General features: G+C 36.4%; 21 protein-coding genes and 1 other annotated feature. All 21 genes read right to left on the bottom strand.

The window, feature by feature from the left end:
• Positions 1–420: 420 nt before the first annotated feature.
• A complete protein-coding gene (tuf, locus tag ACF91D_RS25130; protein WP_327621085.1) occupies positions 421–1608 on the bottom strand; it encodes an elongation factor Tu in 1188 nt (395 codons plus the stop codon).
• Positions 1609–1824: 216 nt separating this feature from the next.
• The gene (gene fusA / locus ACF91D_RS25125) at positions 1825–3915 is read right to left on the bottom strand and encodes an elongation factor G (RefSeq protein ID WP_039068588.1); all 2091 of its coding nucleotides are present in this window, start codon (positions 3913–3915) and stop codon (positions 1825–1827) included.
• A 119-nt stretch (positions 3916–4034) separates the two neighbouring features.
• Positions 4035–4505 (bottom strand): 30S ribosomal protein S7, encoded by a 471-nt coding sequence (gene rpsG / locus ACF91D_RS25120; protein WP_002484155.1) that lies wholly within the window; start codon positions 4503–4505, stop codon positions 4035–4037.
• A 70-nt stretch (positions 4506–4575) separates the two neighbouring features.
• Positions 4576–4989, bottom strand: a complete 414-nt coding sequence (gene rpsL / locus ACF91D_RS25115; protein WP_002484156.1) for a 30S ribosomal protein S12 — start codon at positions 4987–4989, stop codon at positions 4576–4578.
• 94 nt (positions 4990–5083) lie between these two features.
• On the bottom strand, positions 5084–5338 hold the full coding sequence (locus tag ACF91D_RS25110) for a ribosomal L7Ae/L30e/S12e/Gadd45 family protein (protein WP_039068589.1): 255 nt from the start codon (positions 5336–5338) through the stop codon (positions 5084–5086).
• A 233-nt stretch (positions 5339–5571) separates the two neighbouring features.
• Positions 5572–9168, bottom strand: coding sequence for a DNA-directed RNA polymerase subunit beta' (gene rpoC / locus ACF91D_RS25105; RefSeq protein ID WP_172643889.1), 3597 nt, complete (start codon positions 9166–9168; stop codon positions 5572–5574).
• Positions 9169–9336: 168 nt separating this feature from the next.
• Entirely contained in the window at positions 9337–12888 is a 3552-nt protein-coding gene (gene rpoB, locus ACF91D_RS25100; protein WP_039068591.1) for a DNA-directed RNA polymerase subunit beta, read from the bottom strand.
• Between the two features lie 198 nt (positions 12889–13086).
• Positions 13087–13695 carry a class I SAM-dependent methyltransferase gene (locus ACF91D_RS25095; protein WP_039068592.1) on the bottom strand — a complete coding sequence of 203 codons (609 nt, stop codon included), beginning with the start codon at positions 13693–13695 and terminating at the stop codon, positions 13087–13089.
• A gap of 267 nt (positions 13696–13962) precedes the next feature.
• Positions 13963–14331, bottom strand: a complete 369-nt coding sequence (rplL, locus tag ACF91D_RS25090; protein ID WP_017723037.1) for a 50S ribosomal protein L7/L12 — start codon at positions 14329–14331, stop codon at positions 13963–13965.
• Positions 14332–14372: 41 nt separating this feature from the next.
• Complete coding sequence (gene rplJ / locus ACF91D_RS25085) at positions 14373–14882, bottom strand: 50S ribosomal protein L10 (protein WP_017723038.1); 510 nt, start codon at positions 14880–14882, stop codon at positions 14373–14375.
• Positions 14883–14958: 76 nt separating this feature from the next.
• Positions 14959–15106 (bottom strand) — a sequence feature (ribosomal protein L10 leader region).
• An 88-nt stretch (positions 15107–15194) separates the two neighbouring features.
• The gene (rplA, locus tag ACF91D_RS25080; protein WP_017723039.1) at positions 15195–15890 is read right to left on the bottom strand and encodes a 50S ribosomal protein L1; all 696 of its coding nucleotides are present in this window, start codon (positions 15888–15890) and stop codon (positions 15195–15197) included.
• Positions 15891–16118: 228 nt separating this feature from the next.
• Complete coding sequence (gene rplK, locus ACF91D_RS25075; protein WP_017723040.1) at positions 16119–16541, bottom strand: 50S ribosomal protein L11; 423 nt, start codon at positions 16539–16541, stop codon at positions 16119–16121.
• A gap of 399 nt (positions 16542–16940) precedes the next feature.
• Positions 16941–17489, bottom strand: coding sequence for a transcription termination/antitermination protein NusG (nusG, locus tag ACF91D_RS25070; RefSeq protein WP_029377932.1), 549 nt, complete (start codon positions 17487–17489; stop codon positions 16941–16943).
• Positions 17490–17503: 14 nt separating this feature from the next.
• Entirely contained in the window at positions 17504–17683 is a 180-nt protein-coding gene (secE, locus tag ACF91D_RS25065; RefSeq protein WP_002484168.1) for a preprotein translocase subunit SecE, read from the bottom strand.
• A 131-nt stretch (positions 17684–17814) separates the two neighbouring features.
• Positions 17815–17958: a 50S ribosomal protein L33 gene (rpmG, locus tag ACF91D_RS25060; protein WP_080750302.1), complete on the bottom strand. Its 144-nt coding sequence runs from the start codon at positions 17956–17958 to the stop codon at positions 17815–17817.
• Positions 17959–18096: 138 nt separating this feature from the next.
• The gene (locus ACF91D_RS25055) at positions 18097–18669 is read right to left on the bottom strand and encodes a sigma-70 family RNA polymerase sigma factor (RefSeq protein WP_039068593.1); all 573 of its coding nucleotides are present in this window, start codon (positions 18667–18669) and stop codon (positions 18097–18099) included.
• Between the two features lie 72 nt (positions 18670–18741).
• Complete coding sequence (locus ACF91D_RS25050; RefSeq protein WP_039068594.1) at positions 18742–19266, bottom strand: NYN domain-containing protein; 525 nt, start codon at positions 19264–19266, stop codon at positions 18742–18744.
• Complete coding sequence (rlmB, locus tag ACF91D_RS25045) at positions 19263–20012, bottom strand: 23S rRNA (guanosine(2251)-2'-O)-methyltransferase RlmB (RefSeq protein WP_069792828.1); 750 nt, start codon at positions 20010–20012, stop codon at positions 19263–19265. The genes ACF91D_RS25050 and rlmB overlap by 4 nt, the downstream gene beginning before the upstream one ends.
• A 7-nt stretch (positions 20013–20019) precedes the next feature.
• Positions 20020–20367 carry a Mini-ribonuclease 3 gene (locus tag ACF91D_RS25040; RefSeq protein WP_318760620.1) on the bottom strand — a complete coding sequence of 116 codons (348 nt, stop codon included), beginning with the start codon at positions 20365–20367 and terminating at the stop codon, positions 20020–20022.
• A gap of 40 nt (positions 20368–20407) precedes the next feature.
• Positions 20408–21808 carry a cysteine--tRNA ligase gene (cysS, locus tag ACF91D_RS25035; protein ID WP_327621086.1) on the bottom strand — a complete coding sequence of 467 codons (1401 nt, stop codon included), beginning with the start codon at positions 21806–21808 and terminating at the stop codon, positions 20408–20410.
• Positions 21792–22433, bottom strand: a complete 642-nt coding sequence (gene cysE / locus ACF91D_RS25030; protein WP_039068620.1) for a serine O-acetyltransferase — start codon at positions 22431–22433, stop codon at positions 21792–21794. Before cysE ends, cysS begins: the two co-directional genes overlap by 17 nt.
• Positions 22434–22750 lie beyond the last annotated feature (317 nt).

The following is a 22750-nucleotide window of genomic DNA, read 5'->3' as shown; positions in this document are numbered from 1 at the left end:
TTTTATGCATGAGCTTTTGCTCAGGCGAACCTCTATTACCTTAGTCATTTTATGACTTTATAGACTTTACTATTCAGTGAAACTGGATTAGTAAGTCTTATGCATTTGCGTAGGCAAATGTATACCTTTATTTATAATAAACGAAGCACAAGGTTCAAATTGCGGCCTTGTGCTTTTCCTCTATTACCTTAGTCATAAAATGACTTTATAGACTTTACTATTCAATGAAACTGGATTAGTAAGTCTTATGCATTTGCATAGCGCAAATGTATACCTTATATTTATAATAAAAGAAGCACAAGGTTCAAATTGCGACCTTGTGCTTTTTCATAAATTGTATCATTCCGCTTTGACAAAGAGACTACAAAAAAAGCCTCCCGCAGGAGGCTTTAAAAATTCTATCAAAGATAGAAATCTATATTATTCGTTGATTACTGTAACAACGCCTGATCCAACAGTACGTCCACCTTCACGGATAGAGAAACGAGTACCGTCTTCAATAGCGATTGGAGAAATTAATTCAACATCCATTTCAACGTTATCGCCAGGCATAACCATTTCAGTACCTTCTGGTAAAGTAACAACACCTGTTACGTCAGTAGTACGGAAATAGAATTGTGGACGGTAGTTAGTGAAGAATGGTGTATGACGACCACCTTCATCTTTTGATAAAACGTAAACGTCCGCTTTGAATTTAGTATGTGGTGTAATAGTACCAGGAGCAGCTAAAACTTGACCACGTTGGATGTCATCACGTGAAACACCACGTAATAAAGCACCAATATTGTCACCAGCTTCAGCGTAGTCTAATAATTTACGGAACATTTCTACACCAGTAACTGTTGTTTTGCTTGACTCTTCTTGCATACCAATAATTTCAACTTCTGCGCCAACTTTGATTTGACCACGTTCAACACGGCCTGTAGCAACAGTACCACGACCAGTGATTGAGAATACGTCCTCAACTGGCATCATGAATGGTTTGTCAGAATCACGTTCTGGAGTTGGGATGAAATCATCAACTGCTTGCATTAAGTCTAAGATTTTTTGCTCATAGTCAGCGTCGGCTTCAAGAGCTTTTAATGCTGAACCAGAGATTACAGGTACATCGTCACCTGGGAAGTCATATTCGCTTAATAAGTCACGAACTTCCATTTCTACTAATTCTAATAATTCTTCATCGTCAACCATGTCAACTTTGTTTAAGAATACAACTAATGCTGGAACACCAACGTTACGTGATAAAAGAATGTGCTCACGAGTTTGTGGCATTGGGCCATCAGCAGCAGATACTACTAAGATAGCTCCGTCCATTTGTGCAGCACCAGTGATCATGTTTTTAACATAGTCAGCGTGACCTGGGCAGTCAACGTGCGCATAGTGACGTTTTTCAGTAGTGTACTCAATGTGAGAAGTATTGATAGTAATACCACGTTCTTTTTCTTCTGGAGCGTTGTCAATCATGTCATATGATTGTGCTACAGAGTCACCATTTTTTGCTAATACAGTTGCAATAGCAGCTGTTAAAGTAGTTTTACCATGGTCAACGTGACCAATAGTACCAATATTGGCATGTTCTTTTGAGCGGTCAAATTTTTCTTTAGCCATTATAAAATCTCTCCTATTCGTTAGAAAATTATTTTTAATTTATCTCTCATGACAGTTTCTCACCATCATGAGAAGATGGATTATAATTTGGAAATAAAGGTCCATACAGTACCTTTATAATGCATTTTTCCCAAAAAATCAATTGATAAAACAACAAGCTATATAATTAAGCTTTATGTGTATTGTACAGACAGTCGTCGTACAATACAAGTTTAATTATTCGGCTTTATTGCCACTGTTTTTCTTAACAATTTCTTCAGCAATTGATTTTGGAACTTCAGCATAGTGATCAAAGTACATTGTATAAGTACCGCGACCTTGAGTGTTAGAACGTAATGAAGTTGCATAACCGAACATTTCTGAAAGTGGTACAAAAGCATTTACAACTTGTGCGTTACCACGAGGTTCCATACCATCAACACGTCCACGACGAGATGTTACGTCACCCATGATGTCACCCATGTACTCTTCAGGCATTTCGATTGTAACTTTCATCATTGGTTCTAAGATAACTGGATCACATTTTTTAGCTGCTTCTTTAAGCGCTAATGATGCAGCAATTTTGAAGGCCATTTCTGATGAATCGACATCATGGTATGAACCATCAAATAATCTAGCTTTAACATCAATTAAAGGATAACCAGCTAATACACCGTTTTCCATTGAATCTTTAAGACCTGCTTCAACTGATGGAATGTATTCACGAGGAACTACACCACCAACGATAGCGTTTTCGAATTCGAAACCGCCACCTGTTTCATTAGGTGAGAATTCAATTTTAACGTCACCATATTGACCACGACCACCTGATTGACGAGCAAATTTACCTTGAACTTCAGCTGATGTTTTAAATGTTTCACGGTATGAAACCATTGGCGCACCAACATTACATTCAACGTTAAATTCTTTCTTCATACGGTCTACTAAGATATCTAAGTGAAGTTCACCCATACCACCGATAATAACTTGTCCAGTTTCATCGTCAGTGTGTGCATGGAATGTTGGATCTTCTTCTTGTAACTTAACTAAAGCTGTAGTCATTTTGTCTTGGTCTGCTTTAGATTTAGGTTCAACTGATAAGTGAATAACAGGTTCTGGGAAATCCATAGATTCCAAGATGATGTCATTCTTCTCACCACATAAAGTATCACCAGTACCAGTATCTTTAAGACCTACCGCAGCTGCGATATCTCCTGAATATACTGTGTTTAACTCTTGACGAGAGTTAGCGTGCATTTGTAGTAAACGACCTACACGTTCACGTTTGTTCTTCGTAGAGTTTTTAACGTAAGAACCTGATGTTAACGTACCTGAGTAAACACGGAAGAATGTTAATTTACCAACATAAGGGTCAGTCATTACTTTGAACGCTAAAGCAGCGAACTCAGCATTGTCATCAGCTTTTGCGATAACTTCTTCTTCTGGGTTGTCAGCACGGTGACCAACGATTGGTTTTACGTCTAACGGTGATGGTAAGTAATCAATTACTGCGTTAAGCATTAATTGAACACCTTTGTTTTTGAAAGCTGTACCAACAAGAACTGGATAGAATTCAATGTTGTTTGTAGCTTCACGGATAGCATCTTTTAATTCAGAGACAGAAATCTCTTCATCAGCAAGATATTTCTCCATTAATTCATCATTAGTTTCAGCTACTGCTTCAATTAATGTTGAACGAGCTTCTTCAGCTCTTTCTTTATGATCTTCAGGAATTTCAATTTCTTCAATTTCAGTTCCTAAGTCATTGTTGTATTTGAAACATTTCATTTCAACTAGGTCGATGATTGCTTCAAATTCGTCTTCTGCACCAATTGGTAATTGGATTGGTTGTGCATTTGCTTGTAAACGGTCATGGATAGTGCTTACTGCGTATTCGAAGTTAGCTCCTAATTTGTCCATTTTGTTAACGAAAACAATACGAGGTACGCTATAAGTTGTTGCCTGGCGCCAAACTGTTTCAGTTTGAGGTTCAACACCTGATTGAGCGTCTAATACTGTTACTGCGCCATCAAGTACACGTAATGAACGTTCAACTTCTACAGTGAAGTCTACGTGTCCAGGTGTATCGATGATGTTAACACGGTGGTCATCCCACTGTGCTGTTGTTGCTGCAGATGTGATAGTGATACCACGATCTTGCTCCTGTTCCATCCAGTCCATTTGTGAAGCACCTTCATGTGTTTCACCAATTTTATGGATACGTCCAGTATAGTAAAGAATACGTTCAGTCGTAGTTGTTTTACCAGCATCGATGTGAGCCATGATACCGATATTACGTGTTCTATCTAAACTAAAATCTCTAGCCATGTATTTTTCTCCTTCCAGTATAACTGCGAATAAATACTATAAATATGGCGATGCCCTAAACACGAACCTGTGATAGTAATCTATCAATATGGAACATGTTCAGGGAAACAGCTACTATCCTACCAGCGATAGTGAGCGAATGCTTTGTTAGCTTCAGCCATTTTGTGTGTGTCTTCACGTTTCTTAACTGCGCCACCAGTGTTGTTAGCAGCATCTAAGATTTCGTTAGCTAAACGTTCTTCCATAGTTTTTTCACCACGAAGACGTGAATAGTTAACTAACCAACGAAGACCTAATGTAGTACGACGTTCTGGACGAACTTCTACTGGTACTTGATAGTTAGAGCCACCAACACGGCGAGCTTTAACCTCTAATACTGGCATAATGTTATCGATAGCTTCTTCAAATACTTCAACTGCTTCACGACCACTACGTTCTTTAACTAAGTCGAATGCAGAATAAAGAATTCTTTGTGCTGTTCCACGTTTACCGTCTAACATAATTTTGTTGATCAATTTTGTAACTAATTTAGAGTTGTGAATTGGATCTGGTAATACGTCTCTTTTTGGTACTGATCCTTTACGAGGCATAATATAAATCCTCCCTTCCGATTATAATATAATTCTTTAGTTTATAGCGAAAATTTACGCAATCTTAAACTTATTTTTTAGGTTTTTTAGTTCCGTATAATGAACGGCCTTGTCTACGTCCATCAACACCTGAAGTATCAAGTGCACCACGTACAATATGGTAACGCACACCAGGTAAGTCTTTTACACGTCCACCACGTACAAGTACAACACTGTGTTCTTGTAAGTTATGTCCGATACCAGGAATGTACGCATTGATTTCAATGTTGTTAGACAAACGAACACGAGCATATTTACGTAACGCAGAGTTAGGTTTTTTAGGTGTCATTGTTCCTACACGAGTACAAACACCACGTTTTTGTGGAGAATTTAAGTCAGTAAATTTTTTCTTTTTACTGTTAAAGTTTCTATTTAATGCTGGTGAATCAGATTTTTTAGATTTACTTTGTCTAGGCTTACGTACCAATTGGTTAATAGTTGGCATTGAATGTTCCTCCTCTCTTCATTTATAATCCCACACATCCAGGTGGTTCATTTTAAGGGTAAATAAAATTTAGTAAGAATGATTCTTACTAATCTCATTTTAATAATGCAACAATTGTTGCACTAACGTTTATACCTACATATTCTCCTAAAGCCTTTTGGCTTTTGAAAAATGAAACAGGCATGTGTTTGTGATTGATTTGGCTTAACACGCGAGTCATAAGATGAATCTCAACGTCTTCAGCGATAATCAATGATGTAACTTGATCTCTATTCAAAGCTTTGAGCGTTTGTTTAAGACCAATAACATGATGTTGTTTGTTAAAGCGTGCAACTTTTTCATTAGACATCAAAATATCCTCCAAAGTTCTGCTTGCATCAACCTTAATAATAATAACACTTTCAGTACTGCTGAGTCAACTTTTATTCGTACTTTTCAATAAAAATTTTAAAAACATCAGAAGTCGGATAGAAACCACAATTTCAAATGTGATTTCCTAGTTCCACTTCTATAGTCAATAGCATTAAAGAGCCCGAGACATCTAATAACATCTCGGACTCTATGTTTATTGAATACTAAATATTATATTTCAGTAGTTTGAGCTTCTTCAATAATTTCAGTATCTGGTGTTGCTTTGTCGTATTCAACGTCTCTATAACGTCTCATACCTGTACCAGCTGGAATCAATTTACCAATAATAACGTTCTCTTTAAGTCCGAGTAAGTTATCACGTTTACCTTTGATTGCTGCATCTGTAAGCACACGAGTTGTTTCTTGGAATGAAGCTGCTGATAAGAAGCTTTCAGTTTCAAGTGAAGCTTTCGTGATACCTAGTAATACTGGTTTAGCTGTTGCAGGACGTTTACGTTCTTTGAACGCTTCACGGTTAGCATCAGTAAAGCTATGAATATCTACTAATGAACCAGGTAATAATTTAGTATCTCCTGCTTCAATGATACGTACTTTACGTAACATTTGTCTTACCATAACTTCAACGTGTTTATCATCGATTTCAACACCTTGCATACGGTAAACTTTTTGAACTTCTTTTAATAGATAACTTTCTGTTGCGTTTAGACCTGATACAGATAAATAGTTCTTAGGCTCAATTGAACCTTCAGTAAGTACTTCACCACGTTCAACACCTTGTCCAACTTCAACTTTCAATCTTGAAGTACCAGAAGCTAGATAAGATTTCGTTTCGTTAGCACCTTTAATTACGATCTCTTGTTGACGGTCTTTAGCAAGCTTAATGTCATCAACGACACCTTCGATTTCAGTAATCACGGCTTGTCCTTTAGGATTACGTGCTTCGAAAATCTCTTGGATACGAGGAAGACCTTGTGTGATATCGCTACCTGCTACACCACCTGTGTGGAATGTACGCATTGTAAGCTGTGTACCTGGTTCACCAATTGATTGGGCAGCAATTGTACCAACTGCTTCACCAACTTCAACTTTTTCACCAGTCGCAAGGTTTTTACCGTAACATTTTTCACATACACCATGACGTGTATTACATGTAAATGCTGAACGGATATACATTTCTTCGATACCTGCATCTGTAATTTTCTTAGCAATGTCTGGTGTAACTAATTGATCTGGGTTAACAATAACTTCATCTGTCTCTGGATGACGGATTGTTTCTTTAGAATAACGACCTTCAATACGTTCAATGAATGGTTCTATCATTTCTGTACCTTCTTTGATATCAGAAACAAGTAAGCCACGGTCAGTACCACAATCTTCTTCACGGACAATGACATCTTGAGCCACGTCAACAAGACGACGAGTAAGATAACCTGAATCGGCAGTCTTAAGTGCTGTATCGGCAAGACCTTTACGCGCACCGTGAGTAGAGATGAAGTATTCTAATACTGTTAAACCTTCACGGAATGATGAAGTGATTGGTAATTCAATAATCTCACCAGAAGGCGCGGCCATAAGTCCACGCATACCAGCTAACTGTGTAAAGTTAGATGCGTTACCACGGGCACCAGAGTCACTCATCATAAAGATTGGGTTTGTTTCTTCAAGTGATCCCATTAGTTCATTTTGAATTTGGTCTTTTGCATCAGTCCAAATTTCAATTACAGCATTGTAACGTTCGAAATCAGTAATTAAACCACGATTGAACTGTTTCGTTACTTTATCAACTAATTTTTCATGTTCATCAAGGATATCTTGTTTATCTGGTAATACCACGATATCAGACACACCAACAGTAATACCTGCTTTAGATGAGAACTTGAATCCTAAGTCTTTCATTCTGTCTAACATCATTGACGTATCAGTGATGCTGAAACGGTTAAACACTTCGGCAATAACATTTCCTAAGAAATTTTTATTGAACGGTTTAACTAATTCTTGCTCATCAAAGTAAGCTTTCAATCCACCTTCACCAATTTCTGTTGGTGCAATGAAATATCTTTCCGGTGTTTTATTTTCTAAATTTGTTTGTGTCGGCTCGTTAATATATGCGAATGAATCTGGAATGATTTCATTGAATATTACTTTACCAACAGAAGTTAACAAGATTTTTTTGTTTTGTTCTTCAGTAAACGTTGGATTATTGAATGATGATGCGTGTACGCCAATACGTGTATGCAAGTGAACATAGCCATTTGCATAAGCTTTGAGCACTTCATTTGTATCATTATAAATCGTACCAGTGTTCACAGCTTCTTTACGTTCAAGAGTTAAGTAATAGTTACCTAATACCATATCTTGTGATGGCGTAACAACTGGTTTACCATCTTTAGGATTCAAGATGTTTTGCGCAGCTAACATTAACATACGCGCTTCAGCTTGTGCCTCTTTAGATAATGGTACGTGAACAGCCATTTGGTCACCATCAAAGTCAGCATTGTAAGCTGTTGTAGCAAGTGGATGTAGACGAATGGCACGACCTTCAACTAATGTAGGTTCGAAGGCTTGGATACCTAATCTGTGAAGTGTAGGGGCACGGTTTAAAAGAACTGGATGTTCTTTAATTACGTCTTCCAATACATCCCATACTTCGTCATCCATACGCTCAATTTTACTTTTCGCGTTTTTGATGTTTGTTGCAATTTCACGCTGAACTAACTCTTTCATAATGAAAGGTTTGAATAGCTCTAATGCCATTTCTTTAGGTAGACCACATTGATACATCTTCAAGCTTGGTCCAACTGCGATAACTGAACGACCTGAGTAGTCAACACGTTTACCTAATAAGTTTTGACGGAAACGACCTTGTTTACCTTTTAACATATGTGAAAGTGATTTTAATGGACGGTTCCCTGGTCCAGTAACTGGACGACCACGACGACCATTATCGATAAGTGCGTCAACAGCTTCTTGTAACATACGTTTTTCGTTTTGAACGATAATGCCAGGAGCACCTAAGTCTAATAAACGTTTCAAACGGTTATTACGGTTAATAACACGACGATATAAGTCATTTAAATCACTTGTTGCGAAACGGCCACCATCTAATTGAACCATTGGTCTGATTTCAGGTGGAATGATAGGAAGTACGTCTAAAATCATCCATGCTGGATTATTACCAGAATGTCTAAATGATTCAACAACTTCTAAACGTTTGATTGCACGTGTAAGTCTTTGACCAGTAGCTGATTCTAACTCATCACGTAAATGTTTAAGTTCAGCATCTAAGTCTATTTCTTCAAGTAATTCTTTAATACCTTCAGCGCCCATTTTAGCAGTGAATTTGCCTGGGAATTTATCGTAGTACTCTCTAAATTCAGCTTCAGATAATAATGTCTTCTTCTCTAACCCGGTTGGACCTGGATTAACAACAACGTATGAAGCAAAGTAAATAACTTCTTCTAACGCTCTTGGTGACATGTCTAATAATAGACCCATACGACTTGGAATACCTTTGAAGTACCAAATGTGAGATACAGGTGCAGCTAGTTCAATGTGCCCCATTCTTTCACGGCGCACTTTAGATTTAGTTACTTCTACGCCACATCTGTCACAAACCATACCTTTATAGCGTACACGTTTGTATTTACCACAACTACATTCCCAGTCTTTTGTAGGTCCAAATATTCTTTCACAGAATAGACCATCTTTTTCTGGTTTTAAAGTACGATAGTTAATTGTTTCTGGCTTTTTAACCTCACCAAAAGACCATGAACGGATTTTTTCGGGTGAAGCAAGTCCTATTTTCATATAATGGAAATTATTTACATCAATCAAGGAGCCTACCTCCTTCAATTTAGATTAGCTGTGCAAATTGATTGATTGCTCTATATCAATAATAGAATAACCAATGTAGAGACTTAGTCTATTTCTGAACTTCATCTCTACAAGGCTATTCATTTATAAACTTAAATGCAATTAGTCTGTAACTTCTTTTTGTGATTGCGGTGCATCTTTTTGTTGAAGATCCACTTTACGCTCAACGACATCATCATCTTCATTGTCTTGCATGTCAATTTCATTGTCATGCTCATCCATGATTTTAACGTCTAGGCCTAAACTTTGTAATTCTTTCATCAATACTCGGAATGATTCTGGAACACCAGGTTTAGTGATGTTTTCACCTTTAACAATAGATTCGTATGTCTTAACACGTCCTACTGTATCATCTGATTTATAAGTTAAAATTTCTTGAAGTGTATATGCAGCACCGTAAGCTTCAAGTGCCCATACTTCCATCTCACCGAAACGTTGTCCACCGAATTGTGCTTTACCACCAAGTGGTTGTTGCGTTACTAATGAGTATGGTCCAGTTGAACGCGCATGTAATTTATCGTCAACCATGTGTGCAAGTTTCAACATGTACATTACGCCGACTGAAATTCTATTATCGAATGGTTCACCAGTACGTCCATCGTATAAGACGGTTTTACCATCACGTGCCATACCAGCTTCTTCGATTGTTGACCATACGTCTTCATCACTTGCACCATCAAATACTGGTGATGCAACATGGATACCTAAGTTTTTAGCAGCCATACCTAAGTGGAGCTCTAATACTTGTCCGATATTCATACGTGATGGTACACCTAGAGGGTTCAACATGATATCAATTGGTGTACCGTCTGGTAGATAAGGCATATCTTCTTCAGGAACAAGTTTAGAAATTACACCTTTGTTACCATGACGACCACACATCTTATCTCCTACGTGAATCTTACGTTTTTGAACGATATAAACACGAACTAATTGGTTAACACCTGGAGATAACGTATCGTCTCCTTCTTCACGGTTAAAGACTTTAACATCTAGAACAATACCACCTGCACCATGAGGTACGCGTAATGATGTATCGCGAACTTCACGTGCTTTTTCACCGAAGATTGCGTGTAATAAACGTTCTTCTGCAGTTAATTCTGTCACACCTTTAGGTGTTACTTTACCTACTAAGATATCTCCATCATTAACTTCAGCACCGACATATACAATACCACGGTCATCTAAGTTTTTAAGCGCACTATCTGAAACGTTTGGAATATCACGTGTGATTTCTTCAGGCCCTAGTTTTGTATCACGTGCTTCTGATTCATACTCTTCAATATGGATAGAAGTATATACGTCATCTTTAACTAGGCGTTCACTCATGATTACAGCATCCTCATAGTTATAACCGTCCCAAGTCATGAAACCAACAACTACGTTTCTACCTAATGCCATTTCACCAAGTTCCATAGAAGGACCATCAGCTAAAATTTCGCCTCTTGCCACTACGTCGCCAGAAGCAACGATAGGTCTTTGGTTATAACATGTACCAGTGTTTGAACGTTTAAACTTAGCTAATGGGTAGCGATCTAATTCGCCTTCGTATTCTTGGCCATCTTCTTCAATAAGTTGACGAACAAGGATTTCATTAGATTCAACGTGTTCAACACGGCCTTTACGTTTTGCAACAATTGCCGCACCAGAATCACGTGCTGCCACGTGCTCCATACCTGTACCAACAAATGGTGATTCAGGGTTCATCAATGGCACTGCTTGACGTTGCATGTTTGCGCCCATCAATGCACGGTTAGAGTCATCGTTTTCTAAGAAAGGAATACATGCTGTCGCAGCAGAAACAACTTGTTTTGGTGAAACGTCCATGTAGTCCATTTTTTCTTTAGCCATAACTGTGTTATTACCACGGAAACGACAAACGACTTCATCATCTAGGAAACGACCATTTTCATCTAATTTAGAGTTGGCTTGTGCTACCACATAGCTATCCTCTTCATCAGCTGTTAAGTAATCGATTTGATCAGTAATGCTGTTTGTTTCAAGGTCTACTTTACGATACGGCGTTTCAATGAAACCAAATTCATTTACACGTGCATAACTAGACAATGAGTTGATAAGTCCAATATTTGGACCCTCAGGCGTTTCGATTGGACACATACGACCATAGTGAGAATAGTGAACGTCACGTACTTCCATTTGAGCACGTTCACGTGTTAAACCACCGGGTCCTAGAGCAGATAAACGACGTTTGTGCGTTAACTCTGCTAATGGATTAGCTTGGTCCATAAATTGTGATAATTGTGAACTACCAAAGAACTCTTTGATAGATGCAATAACAGGACGAATATTGATTAATTGTTGCGGTGTTACAGAATCTGTGTCTTGAATTGACATTCTTTCACGTACCACACGCTCCATTCTTGATAAACCAATACGGAATTGGTTTTGTAACAATTCACCTACTGAACGTAGACGACGGTTACCAAGGTGGTCAATATCATCTGTGAAACCAATACCACTTAATAAGTTAAAGAAGTATGACATTGATGAAATAATATCTGCTGGAGTAATACATTTCACTTCTGAATCAGGGAATGCATTACCAATCACTGTCGTTGTACGTCCTTCTTCATCATTAGGGACATAAACTTTAATTGATTGAATCTCAACAGGTTCATCAATCACTGTACCTTCTAATTCAAAGACTTCACTGTTAGCATTTGATTCTAGTACATCCATGATTTCATCTAAATTACGACGATCAAGTACTGTACCTTCTTCAGCTACGATTTCACCTGTTTCAGAATTAACAATTGGTTCTGCTAATTTTTGGTTAAACAAGCGATGTTTCAAGTGAAGTTTTTTGTTTGCTTTATAACGACCTACACTTGCTAAATCATAACGTTTCGGATCGAAGAAACGTGAGTATAAAAGACTCTTAGCATTTTCGACTGTAGGTGGTTCACCAGGGCGTAAACGCTCATAGATTTCTAATAGCGCTTGATCTGTATTTTCTGTACCATCTTTTTCTAACGTATTACGTAAATATTCGTTTTCACCTAAAAGATCAACGATTTCTTGATCAGTAGAGAAACCTAAAGCACGTAATAATACTGTTAATGGTAACTTTCTTGTTCTATCAATACGTACATATACTACATCTTTAGCATCAGTTTCATATTCTAACCATGCACCACGGTTTGGAATAATTGTTGCATCGAAGTTTGTACGGCCGTTTTTATCTAGTTTTTCATTGAAGTATACGGATGGTGAACGAACTAATTGTGATACGATAACACGTTCAGCACCGTTAATTACGAATGTACCTGTATCTGTCATTAATGGGAAATCACCCATAAACACTTCTTGTTCTTTTACTTCGCCAGTTTCTTTGATAATTAAACGCACTTTAACACGTAGAGGTGCAGAATACGTTGTATCACGGTTTTTTGATTCTTCTAAATCATATTTCGGTTCTCCGAGTCTATAATCTACAAACTCTAAAGATAGATTGCCTGTGAAATCTTCAATCGGTGAAATGTCTCTAAACATTTCTAATAAACCTTCTTCTAAGAACCAATCGTAAGACTTAGTTTGAATCTCAATTAAATTCGGTAATTCTAATACCTCTGAAATTCTCGCATAGTTTCTACGTTTACGATGTCTTCCATATTGGACAAATTGACCTGCCAAACAGATTCACCCCTCAAAAATTGCGTGTTTACTTTTAGTAAATCACCAAATATAATTAGACAAAAAGAAAACGGTAGCATACTTATGACACCATTTTCTATTTCACCTTATATACATTGTTAATTTATACGTAAAAGTACACACTTATTGAACATAATTTTTTACATTCTATTACTATATCAGAATACAGCTACTTAATCAACCTTTTACACTTCTTAAAATGTAATAGCCTTTGCTTTTTTCTAATACTTCAACATTGTCGAATGTTTCTTGCATTTTTTTCTTTGCAGATGGCATACCTTGCTTTTTTTGAATTACTACAAAAAGTTCGCCATCAAGTTTTAATTTAACATAAGCGTCTTCCAAAATGCGATGTACAACTTCTTTTCCTGCTCTAATCGGCGGATTAGTAAGGACAAAGTCATACGTGTTGTCTTCTACTTGTGATAAACCATCACTTTCTTTAACTTCAACATTGTCTATACGGTTTCTTTTTTTATTTTTTCTTGATAAATTTAGCGCGCGTTGATTCACATCAACCATTGTCACTTCGTGGTGTGGGGAAACTTTCGCAATCATTAAACCGATAGGGCCATAGCCACAACCAACATCTATGATATTCTTTGTAGGACCAGGGGGATATGTTTTCAAAAAAGTTTTCACTAGTAAATCAGATCCAAAATCTATTTTCCCTTTTGAAAATACACCAGCATCTGTTACAAGTTCTAAATCATGGTTATCGTAGGAGTACGTAAAAAGCGATTCTTCACTTTCTACTTCAGGATTTTCATCATAATAATGACTCATGACTACACCTCTTTTAATCTAATTCGTCTTAGATTAATACTATACCCAAATATTTTAAATTTCGACTTCAAAGCCTTCATTTAAATATTAAAAATAGGTAATAGATAAAATAAGATAAAACCCCGTTATAGTAATAACGGGGTTTTCATTTCTCAAAGACTTCAGATAGTCCATGATACGCTTAATATCAACGTACCGAAGCAGTTAATGCATTAAGCTACACGAACCATCTTCCATATATAATTATCAACTGTTAACCAGCAGAAATTATTTTAATTCTACTGTTGCGCCAGCTTCTTCTAATGTTTCTTTAAGTTGTTCAGCTTCTTCTTTAGGTAAAGCTTCTTTAACTACTTTAGGAGCTCCGTCAACTAATTCTTTAGCATCTTTTAATCCTAAGCCAGTTGCTTCTTTAACAGCTTTAACGACTTTGATTTTTGATGATCCAGCTGAAGTTAATTCAACATCGAAATCAGTTTTTTCAGCTTCAGCGTCTCCGCCACCAGCTGCGCCTGCTGCTGCTACTGGAGCTGCTGCAGTTACACCAAATTCTTCTTCAATTGCTTTTACTAAGTCGTTTAATTCTAAAACTGACATTTCTTTAATCGCTTCAATGATTTGTTCTTGATTAGCCATTTTTAATATTCCTCCATTAATTTTAATTAGTTTATGCGCAATTACTCAGCGCTTTCTTCTTTAGATTCTTTCTCTTCTCCAACAGCTTTAACCGCATAAGCGAAGTTGCGTACTGGAGCTTGTAATACTGATAATAGCATAGAAACAAGACCGTCGTGTGATGGTAATGTACCAACAGTGTTAACTTCTTCTGCAGAAATAACGTTGCCTTCCATAACACCTGTTTTAATTTCTAATGCTTGATGTTCTTTTGCAAATCCTGCGATAACTTTTGCTGGAGCAACAACATCTTCTGTTGAAGTAGCAACTGCAGTAGGACCTACTAAGAATTCATCTAAACCGTCGATACCAGCTTTTTCTGCTGCACGGCGAACCATAGTGTTTTTGTAAACTTTGTACTCAACACCAGCTTCACGTAATTGTGAACGTAATTCAGTTACTTCAGCAACGCTTAGACCACGATAGTCAACGATAACTGTAGATACTGAGTTTTTAAGTTGTTCAGCAATAATATCAACTTCTTGTTTTTTTGCATCGATGATAGCAGACATTTAGACACCTCCATAGATTTTAGTTTGGTGCTTTTAATTTTGAAGTAATCATTAACGAATCGTATTCGCTTGGTATTACTCAATAAAAAAAGCACTTTCTACCCGTGGCAAAAAGTGCTTGAAAGATCTAAATTCTTCACGTTCAAGTCAATTTTAGCCTCGGTAGGATTTAATTTTAAGTTATTACTAACTCCTACTGTCTTAGGTAAAATAATACATTAACCAATATAACTAAATTAATGTACTATGTCAATATTTTTTTAAAGGCTGAAAGCATAAACTTTCAGCCTAAATAACTTTTATTTTAATAGATTAAAGTTTGATGCTTGAAGTATCAACTTTAACTCCAGGACCCATTGTTGTAGTTACAGCAATAGATTTGAAGTACGTACCTTTAGCTGAAGCAGGTTTTGCTTTAGTTAATACGTCTTGTAAAGCTCTGAAGTTTTCAACAAGTTTGTCTGTATCAAATGATGTTTTACCAATTGATGCGTGAACAATACCTGATTTCTCAGCACGGTATTCTACTTTACCAGCTTTGATTTCTTCAACTGCTTTTTTAACGTCCATAGTTACTGTTCCAGTTTTAGGGTTTGGCATTAAACCTTTAGGTCCTAATACACGACCAAGTTTACCAACTTCACCCATCATGTCTGGTGTAGCTACTACTACGTCAAAATCAAACCAACCTTGTTGGATTTTTTCTACGTATTCGCCTTCGCCAACGAAATCTGCACCTGCTGCTTCTGCTTCAGCTGCTTTTTCTCCTTTAGCGAACACTAATACACGTTGTGATTTACCAGTACCGTTTGGTAGCACTACTGCTCCACGGATTTGTTGGTCATTTTTACGTGTATCAATACCTAAACGGAATGCTACTTCAACTGATGCGTCAAAGTTAGCAATGTTTGTTTCTTTAGCTAGTTCAACAGCTTCTTGTACATCGTAATGTTTTAAGCGATCGATTTTGCTAGCTGCTTCTTGATATCTTTTGCTTTTTTTAGCCATTTCATGTTCCTCCTTTAGTGGTTTTAGCGGAATTTCCTCCCACATTTACTTGCTTTCACAAGTTAAGAGCAGATAACAGAGAGGTATAAATTATGTTTTATCTTAGAATTAAATTCCTTAATAAATGACATTTTTCCTCATATTACGACAATATTGAACGCTGTCATCATGTTTGTCATTTCTGTCATCTGCTTCTATCGTCAATCTATATATTCATTAATGTTTTTATTATTGAACTGTGATTCCCATACTACGAGCAGTACCTTCAATGATACGAACTGCCGCTTCTTCGTCTGAAGCGTTTAAATCTTGCATTTTTTGGTTCGCAATTTCACGTACTTGATCTTTAGTTACTGTAGCAACTTTGTTTTTATTAGGTTCGCCTGAACCTTTTTCAACGCCTGCTGCTTTTTTAAGTAATACTGGAGCCGGTGGTGTTTTTGTAATAAATGTAAATGAACGGTCTTCATAAACACTGATTTCTACCGGAATGATTAAACCTGCGTCTTCTTGTGTACGTGCGTTGAATTCCTTACAGAATCCCATAATGTTCACACCCGCTTGACCTAATGCTGGACCAACTGGTGGTGCTGGATTTGCTTTCCCTGCAGGAATTTGTAATTTAACTACTTTTTCTACTTTTTTAGCCACGATGTGCACCTCCTTGATATCGTGATGTGGTCACAGGACTGAGTTTTGTCCTCCCACTCTTCTACATTTCGTGACGAAATGAACGCTCTATGAGCGCGACCACAGTATTATAACATTAATTCATTACGTAAAGCAATGGTAAAATGTAAGTTTTTTTTATAGAACCCCTTATCATTTTAATGATTAGGGGTTCTTAACGCATGAGCCTCGCTCATGTGTTCCTCTATTTTCATCATTTTAATGATTAGGGGTTCTTAATGCATGAGCCCTGGCTCATGTGTTCCTCTATCTTTATCATTGTAATGATTAGGGTTCTTAATGCATGTCATGTAAAGTAATATTTCTTGCTTTAGCAAGTTTAGCACTTCTTAATATAAGTGCTATTGCACTTATATTCCCTTATAATTTTTCTACTTGGTCAAACTCCACTTCTACCGGTGTTTCTCTACCAAACATGTCTACAAGAACAGTAAGTTTGAATTTATCAGTTTCAATTTCTTGAATTTCTCCAACTTGGTTAGCAAATGGTCCTGATTTAATTCTCACTTGTTCACCTAATTCAACTTGGACATCAATCGTTTTCTCTTTCATGCCCATTTGTTTAAGAATGAAGCGTGCTTCTTCAGGAAGTAATGGATTAGGTTTTGATCCAGCACCAGCCGAACCAACAAATCCTGTTACACCAGGTGTGTTTCTTACTATATACCATGATTCATCAGTCATAACCAATTCAACTAACACATAACCAGGGAAAGTTTTTTTACTTAATGTTTTGGCTTTGCCATCTTTAACTTGTGTCTCTTCTTCTTCTGGTATAACAACTCTGAATATTTTTTCGGTCATATTCATAGATTCAACACGTTTTTCTAAATTCTTTTTAACTTTATTCTCATAACCAGAATAAGTATGCACAGCATACCAACGCTTTGCGCCGACTTCTTCAGACATGTCGTCACTCCTATCTATTTAATTAATTCTATAATTCTACCAATTCCTAAGTCTAAGGCATAGAAGAACACTAAGAAAAATACTACTGTAGCTACAACAATGACTGTGTATTTAAATAATTCTTCTTTCGTTGGCCAACTTGTCTTTTCCATTTCTGACTTTACGCCTTGGAAGAAATTTTCTTTTTTAGCCATTTATAAGACCTCCGTATATTTCGTTATTCCTTATTTGCTTATTCCATACAACAAATCAAGCAAATACAATACTCTCATCTTAATTTGGAAGGGCATGTTTACTCAATCGTGAACTTTCATATGTCGTTATATTATTTTGATTCCTTGTGCAACGTATGTGCATTACATCTCGAACAAAACTTTTTTAATGCTAATCTAGATGTTAGATTACTTTGTTTGGGAACGTTATAATTTCTACTACCACATACATCACAATTTAATGGTACTTTTTTCATTAGACTTCCCCTTACTCATTATAATACCAATCTACTATACATAACATCTGAGTCAATTGTCAATCGTCAAACGTGGACCTACACACGCAATACAACTCTTTTCACTAACAATCATAAATCTTTGAATTGTGCTAATCATCATTCATCTATATGATGTCTTAGTTTTATTTTACAACGATGTATCGCGTTGTAAACTACTTTCTTCTCTAACTTTAATAATTGAGCAATTTCTTTCGGCTTATAATCTTTTAACAAATAAATGATAACCATTCGTTCTAACTTAGTTAACTTCAACATACATTGTTGTATATGTTCGCCTACTTCTATAGCTAGGATGTGTTTGTCTATAGGGTGTTCCATCTTGTTATTATTGTAAGATACTATAAACTCATTAATCAATAAAGTTTGTATTTCATAACCATAAAACTTCTTGCGAATATAGTCATTTTTAACATTTTTAATAACACGATTCACATAATGTTCAATAGGTGTAGTATCCTTAAAGTCGAAATGTTTAAAAGCTTGATAAAGTTTAATAAGCACCTCTTGGCATAAATCCTCTTGATCATTCGGATGAATAGAGAAGTGTTTTAACCTTTTACGAATTAAAGGCATGAGCGTCGTAAATATTTTTGGTAATTCTTGTTTTTCAAAAGTGATTTGTGCTGAATTTTTCAAGGATGTAAAGTCATTGTTGTTTTGTTCTAACATAGCAGCTTCCTTTCTTAAAAAGTAAAGATAGGATACAGCGGCTATGGCAAAAAAATCAAGTAGACAATAATTTTATTGATGATTGTCTCCGCGTCTAAGTTTTTCAAATTCTTCTAAAATTTCATTTGAAAGTTCTATCCTTGTTCGCGGCTTTTGTTCATTAAAGCCATCTAGTTTTTTAGACACAGACATTTCATTTTCTCTTAAGTCTCTCCACATTTCTCGTGAAGATACACGATATGCTCCAGCGCCAAATATTGCATGTTGTTCACTCATATCGCTCGTGACAACTGTAATGTGTCTAGTATGCTTATCATATAAGTCATACACATAGCGTTCAATATAGCTGTCTGCTGTTTCTTTTTCTTTGGTGAATATCGTTTTAACGCCATGATACATATATTCAGAATGGGCACCTGATTGCTCATAAGCATCAAAAACACAGACCACTTCATCAGCAATTACTGCATTGTAGTTTGCTATCGCTATAAGCAATTGTTCACGTGCTTCTTCAAGATTATCTTGCGCAATACGGCTCAATTCCTGCGAATGACCAATCATATTATATCCATCAATGATTAAGTACCTATCCTTCATGTCTTATCTCCAGTGTTGTTACGTTTACGAAATACCTCGTACATCATTAAACTCGCTGCTACAGAGGCGTTCAAGCTATTTACATGTCCAACCATCGGGATATTGATATAAAAGTCACATTTTTCTTTTACTAAACGACTCATACCTTGGCCTTCGCTACCAATAACGATTGCTAACGGCATCGCTACATCCATTTCTCTATAGTCCGTAGAGTTATCCGCTTCTGTACCCACAACCCAATAGCCATTGTCTTTTAATGTTTCAATTGTATTGGCTAAATTGGTCACTCTCATAACTGGTATATGTTGAATCGCACCAGTAGATGCTTTAGCTACAGTTTGTGTTAACGCTACTGACCGTCTCTTAGGTATGATGACGCCATCAACACCTGAAGCATCTGCAGTTCTCAAGATAGAACCTAAATTATGCGGATCCTCCAAACCATCTAATATTAATACCGTAGATAGTTTATCTTGTGCTTTTTGCTTTTCTAAAAACGCATCAAAATCTGCATATTCGTATGGCGCAATATAAGCTGCTATCCCTTGATGAGGAGAGTCAGATAATCCATCAATTTTTGATTTTGGCACTGATTGAACTATAATTTTTCTATTATTTGCCTTTTTTAAAATTTCATTAATTTGGCCTTTTTTGATAGTATCTTGAATTAAAATTTTATTAATTGTATGCCCTGAAACGATTGCTTCTTTCACAGCATGTCGCCCAACGATTACGATCTCTTCCATATTATCACTACCTTTCGTTTACATTTTGTACGATGCTTTCCAATAAAGCTGTCAAACGTTCTTGTTCTTTTTCTAAATATAAATAGCCAATGACTGCTTCTAAGCCTGAACTTTTTCTATATGTTTGTATATCTGTATTTTTAGCTTTAGTATAACTTTTAGCATTTCTACCTCGACGAACAATATCTAATTCATCTTCAGTGAACCAATCATTTCCCATTAAAAATTCAAGCGTCTGTGCCTGACTTTTAGCAGAGACATAACGTTTGGCTTCTTGATGTAACCTATTAGGTTTCGCTTTTAATTTTAGTACAATATATTCCCTTACGTGTTGATCTAAAACTGCATCGCCCATATAGGCAAGTGTTAGCGGATTTAATAATTTATTATCAATATTAGCCACGTTTAAATCTCACACCCTGAGCCGTGTCTTCAAGTATAATGTTTTGCGCTTTTAATTGGTCGCGAATTTCATCAGCGCGTGCAAAGTCTTTTTCTTTACGGGCATTGTTTCTTTCTTCTATTAAAGCTTCAACTTGCTCATCTAATAATTCGTCATTTGCCTTATCTTTTAACGGAACACCAAGGACATCGCTGAATATTTTGTACACTTCTTTAAAGCGCGCTAAAACTTTTACAGAAGTAGTATTTTCTAACACATATTTATTAGCCAATTTCGCTAAATCATACCAAGCTGTAATTGCATTAGCAGTATTAAAATCGTCGTTCATTACAGTTTCAAATTGTCTTAAAATATTATCGATTTCAGTAATATATGCAGATTGATCCTCTACATCTGTCGCAATTGCTTCGCGTTCTTCAATAGCTTGATAACTATTACGCACACGTTCTAAACCACTTTTCGCCGCTTCAACAAGTTCCATATTATAGTTGATTGGGCTTCTATAGTGTACGCTAATCATGAAAAAGCGTAGAACATCTGGGTCAATTTGTTTAATAATGTCATGTACTAATACAAAGTTACCTAATGACTTACTCATTTTTTCATTATCTATGTTTATAAATCCGTTATGCATCCAATAATTAGCAAAAGGAGCATGGTTATGTGCTTCTGACTGCGCAATTTCATTTTCATGGTGTGGGAATTGTAAATCTGTACCACCTGCGTGAATATCAATTGTCGCACCAAGTTCATGGTATGCCATAACTGAACATTCAATATGCCAACCTGGTCTACCTTCTCCAAATGGACTCTCCCAGCTTATCTCGCCCGGTTTCGCTTTTTTCCATAATGTGAAATCTAATGCGTCTTCTTTTTGTTCACCCTGTTCAATACGTGCGCCTACTTTAAGGTCATTAAGTGATTGATGACTTAATTTGCCATAATCCTCAAATTCACGTGTTCTAAAATAAACATCGCCACCACTTTCATATGCATAGCCTTCGTCCACAAGCTCTTTTATAAACTTGATTATATCACCCATGTGATTCATCACACGTGGATTAGATGTTGCTTTTTTTACATTTAAAGCACCTACGTCTTCATAAAACGCTTCGATGTAACGATCCGCAATTGTTTCAACTGATTCATCCAATTCTTTAGAACGTTTAATTAATTTATCATCAACATCAGTGAAGTTAGATACATAAATCACTTCATAACCTTGATACTCAAAATATCTTCTAACTACGTCATAGTTTATTGCTGGTCTTGCATTACCAATATGAATGTAATTATATACAGTTGGTCCACAAACATACATTCTCACTTTACCTGGTTCAATAGGTTCGAACGTCTCTTTTTGACGTGTTAATGTATTATATAATGTAATCATCTTGAATCTCTCCATTTCTTGTTTTCTCAAGTTGTTTTTCTAATTCTTTTAATTGCTCGTAAATTGGGTCAGGTAAATTACGATGATCAAACGTTTTCCCGATACGTCTACCATCTTGTTTCACGATATGTCCTGGTATTCCTACTACTGTTGAATAACTTGGCACTGAATTTAACACTACTGAATTAGCTCCAATATTCACGTTAGCATTAATTGTTATATTACCAAGCACTTTTGCTCCCGCAGCAATTAATACGTTATCACCAATATCTGGGTGGCGTTTTCCTTTTTCTTTACCCGTGCCGCCTAACGTTACGCCTTGATAAATCGTTACGTTATCACCAATACGACATGTTTCTCCAATGACTACGCCCATGCCATGATCGATAAACAAACGTCTACCAATTTGGGCACCTGGATGTATCTCAATGCCTGTAAAAAAACGTGTGACTTGAGAAATGAGTCTTGCCAATACGTACTTTTTCTTTTTGTACAGCTCATGTGCAATCAAATGGCTCCAAACTGCATGTACACCTGCATAAGATGTAACGACTTCTAACGTAGTACGCGCAGCTGGGTCTTGTTCAAACACCATATTCACATCATCTTTAATTCTTTTCAAAATTTTAAACAAGGTTGCTACCTCCTTATTAAAAAAGCGCCTCTAACTAAAATTGTTAGAGGCGCTTTTGCTTTAGCACGGTTCCACTCTTATTTTAAACACAGTCACTTGTTTAAATGCATTCGCAATTACCCAAAGTTAAACGACTTTTGTTTAATCTTTATAGTTTATTTAGTTTATTTGTACAAAGGTGCATTCCACAATTTCAGTGATGTGCTTGCAGCTACCGCACACTCTCTATACACTTCCATCACGTACTAATCCTTTGCCATTTTCAATGTTAATCATAGGTTGTTTGATGTAATTTTTCAAGTGTTATC

This window comes from Staphylococcus sp. 231237_7MaSpsaltlick (assembly GCF_043107035.1).
The sequence above is the reverse complement of the archived record's forward strand: the minus strand, read 5'-3'. Positions and strand labels throughout refer to the sequence as shown.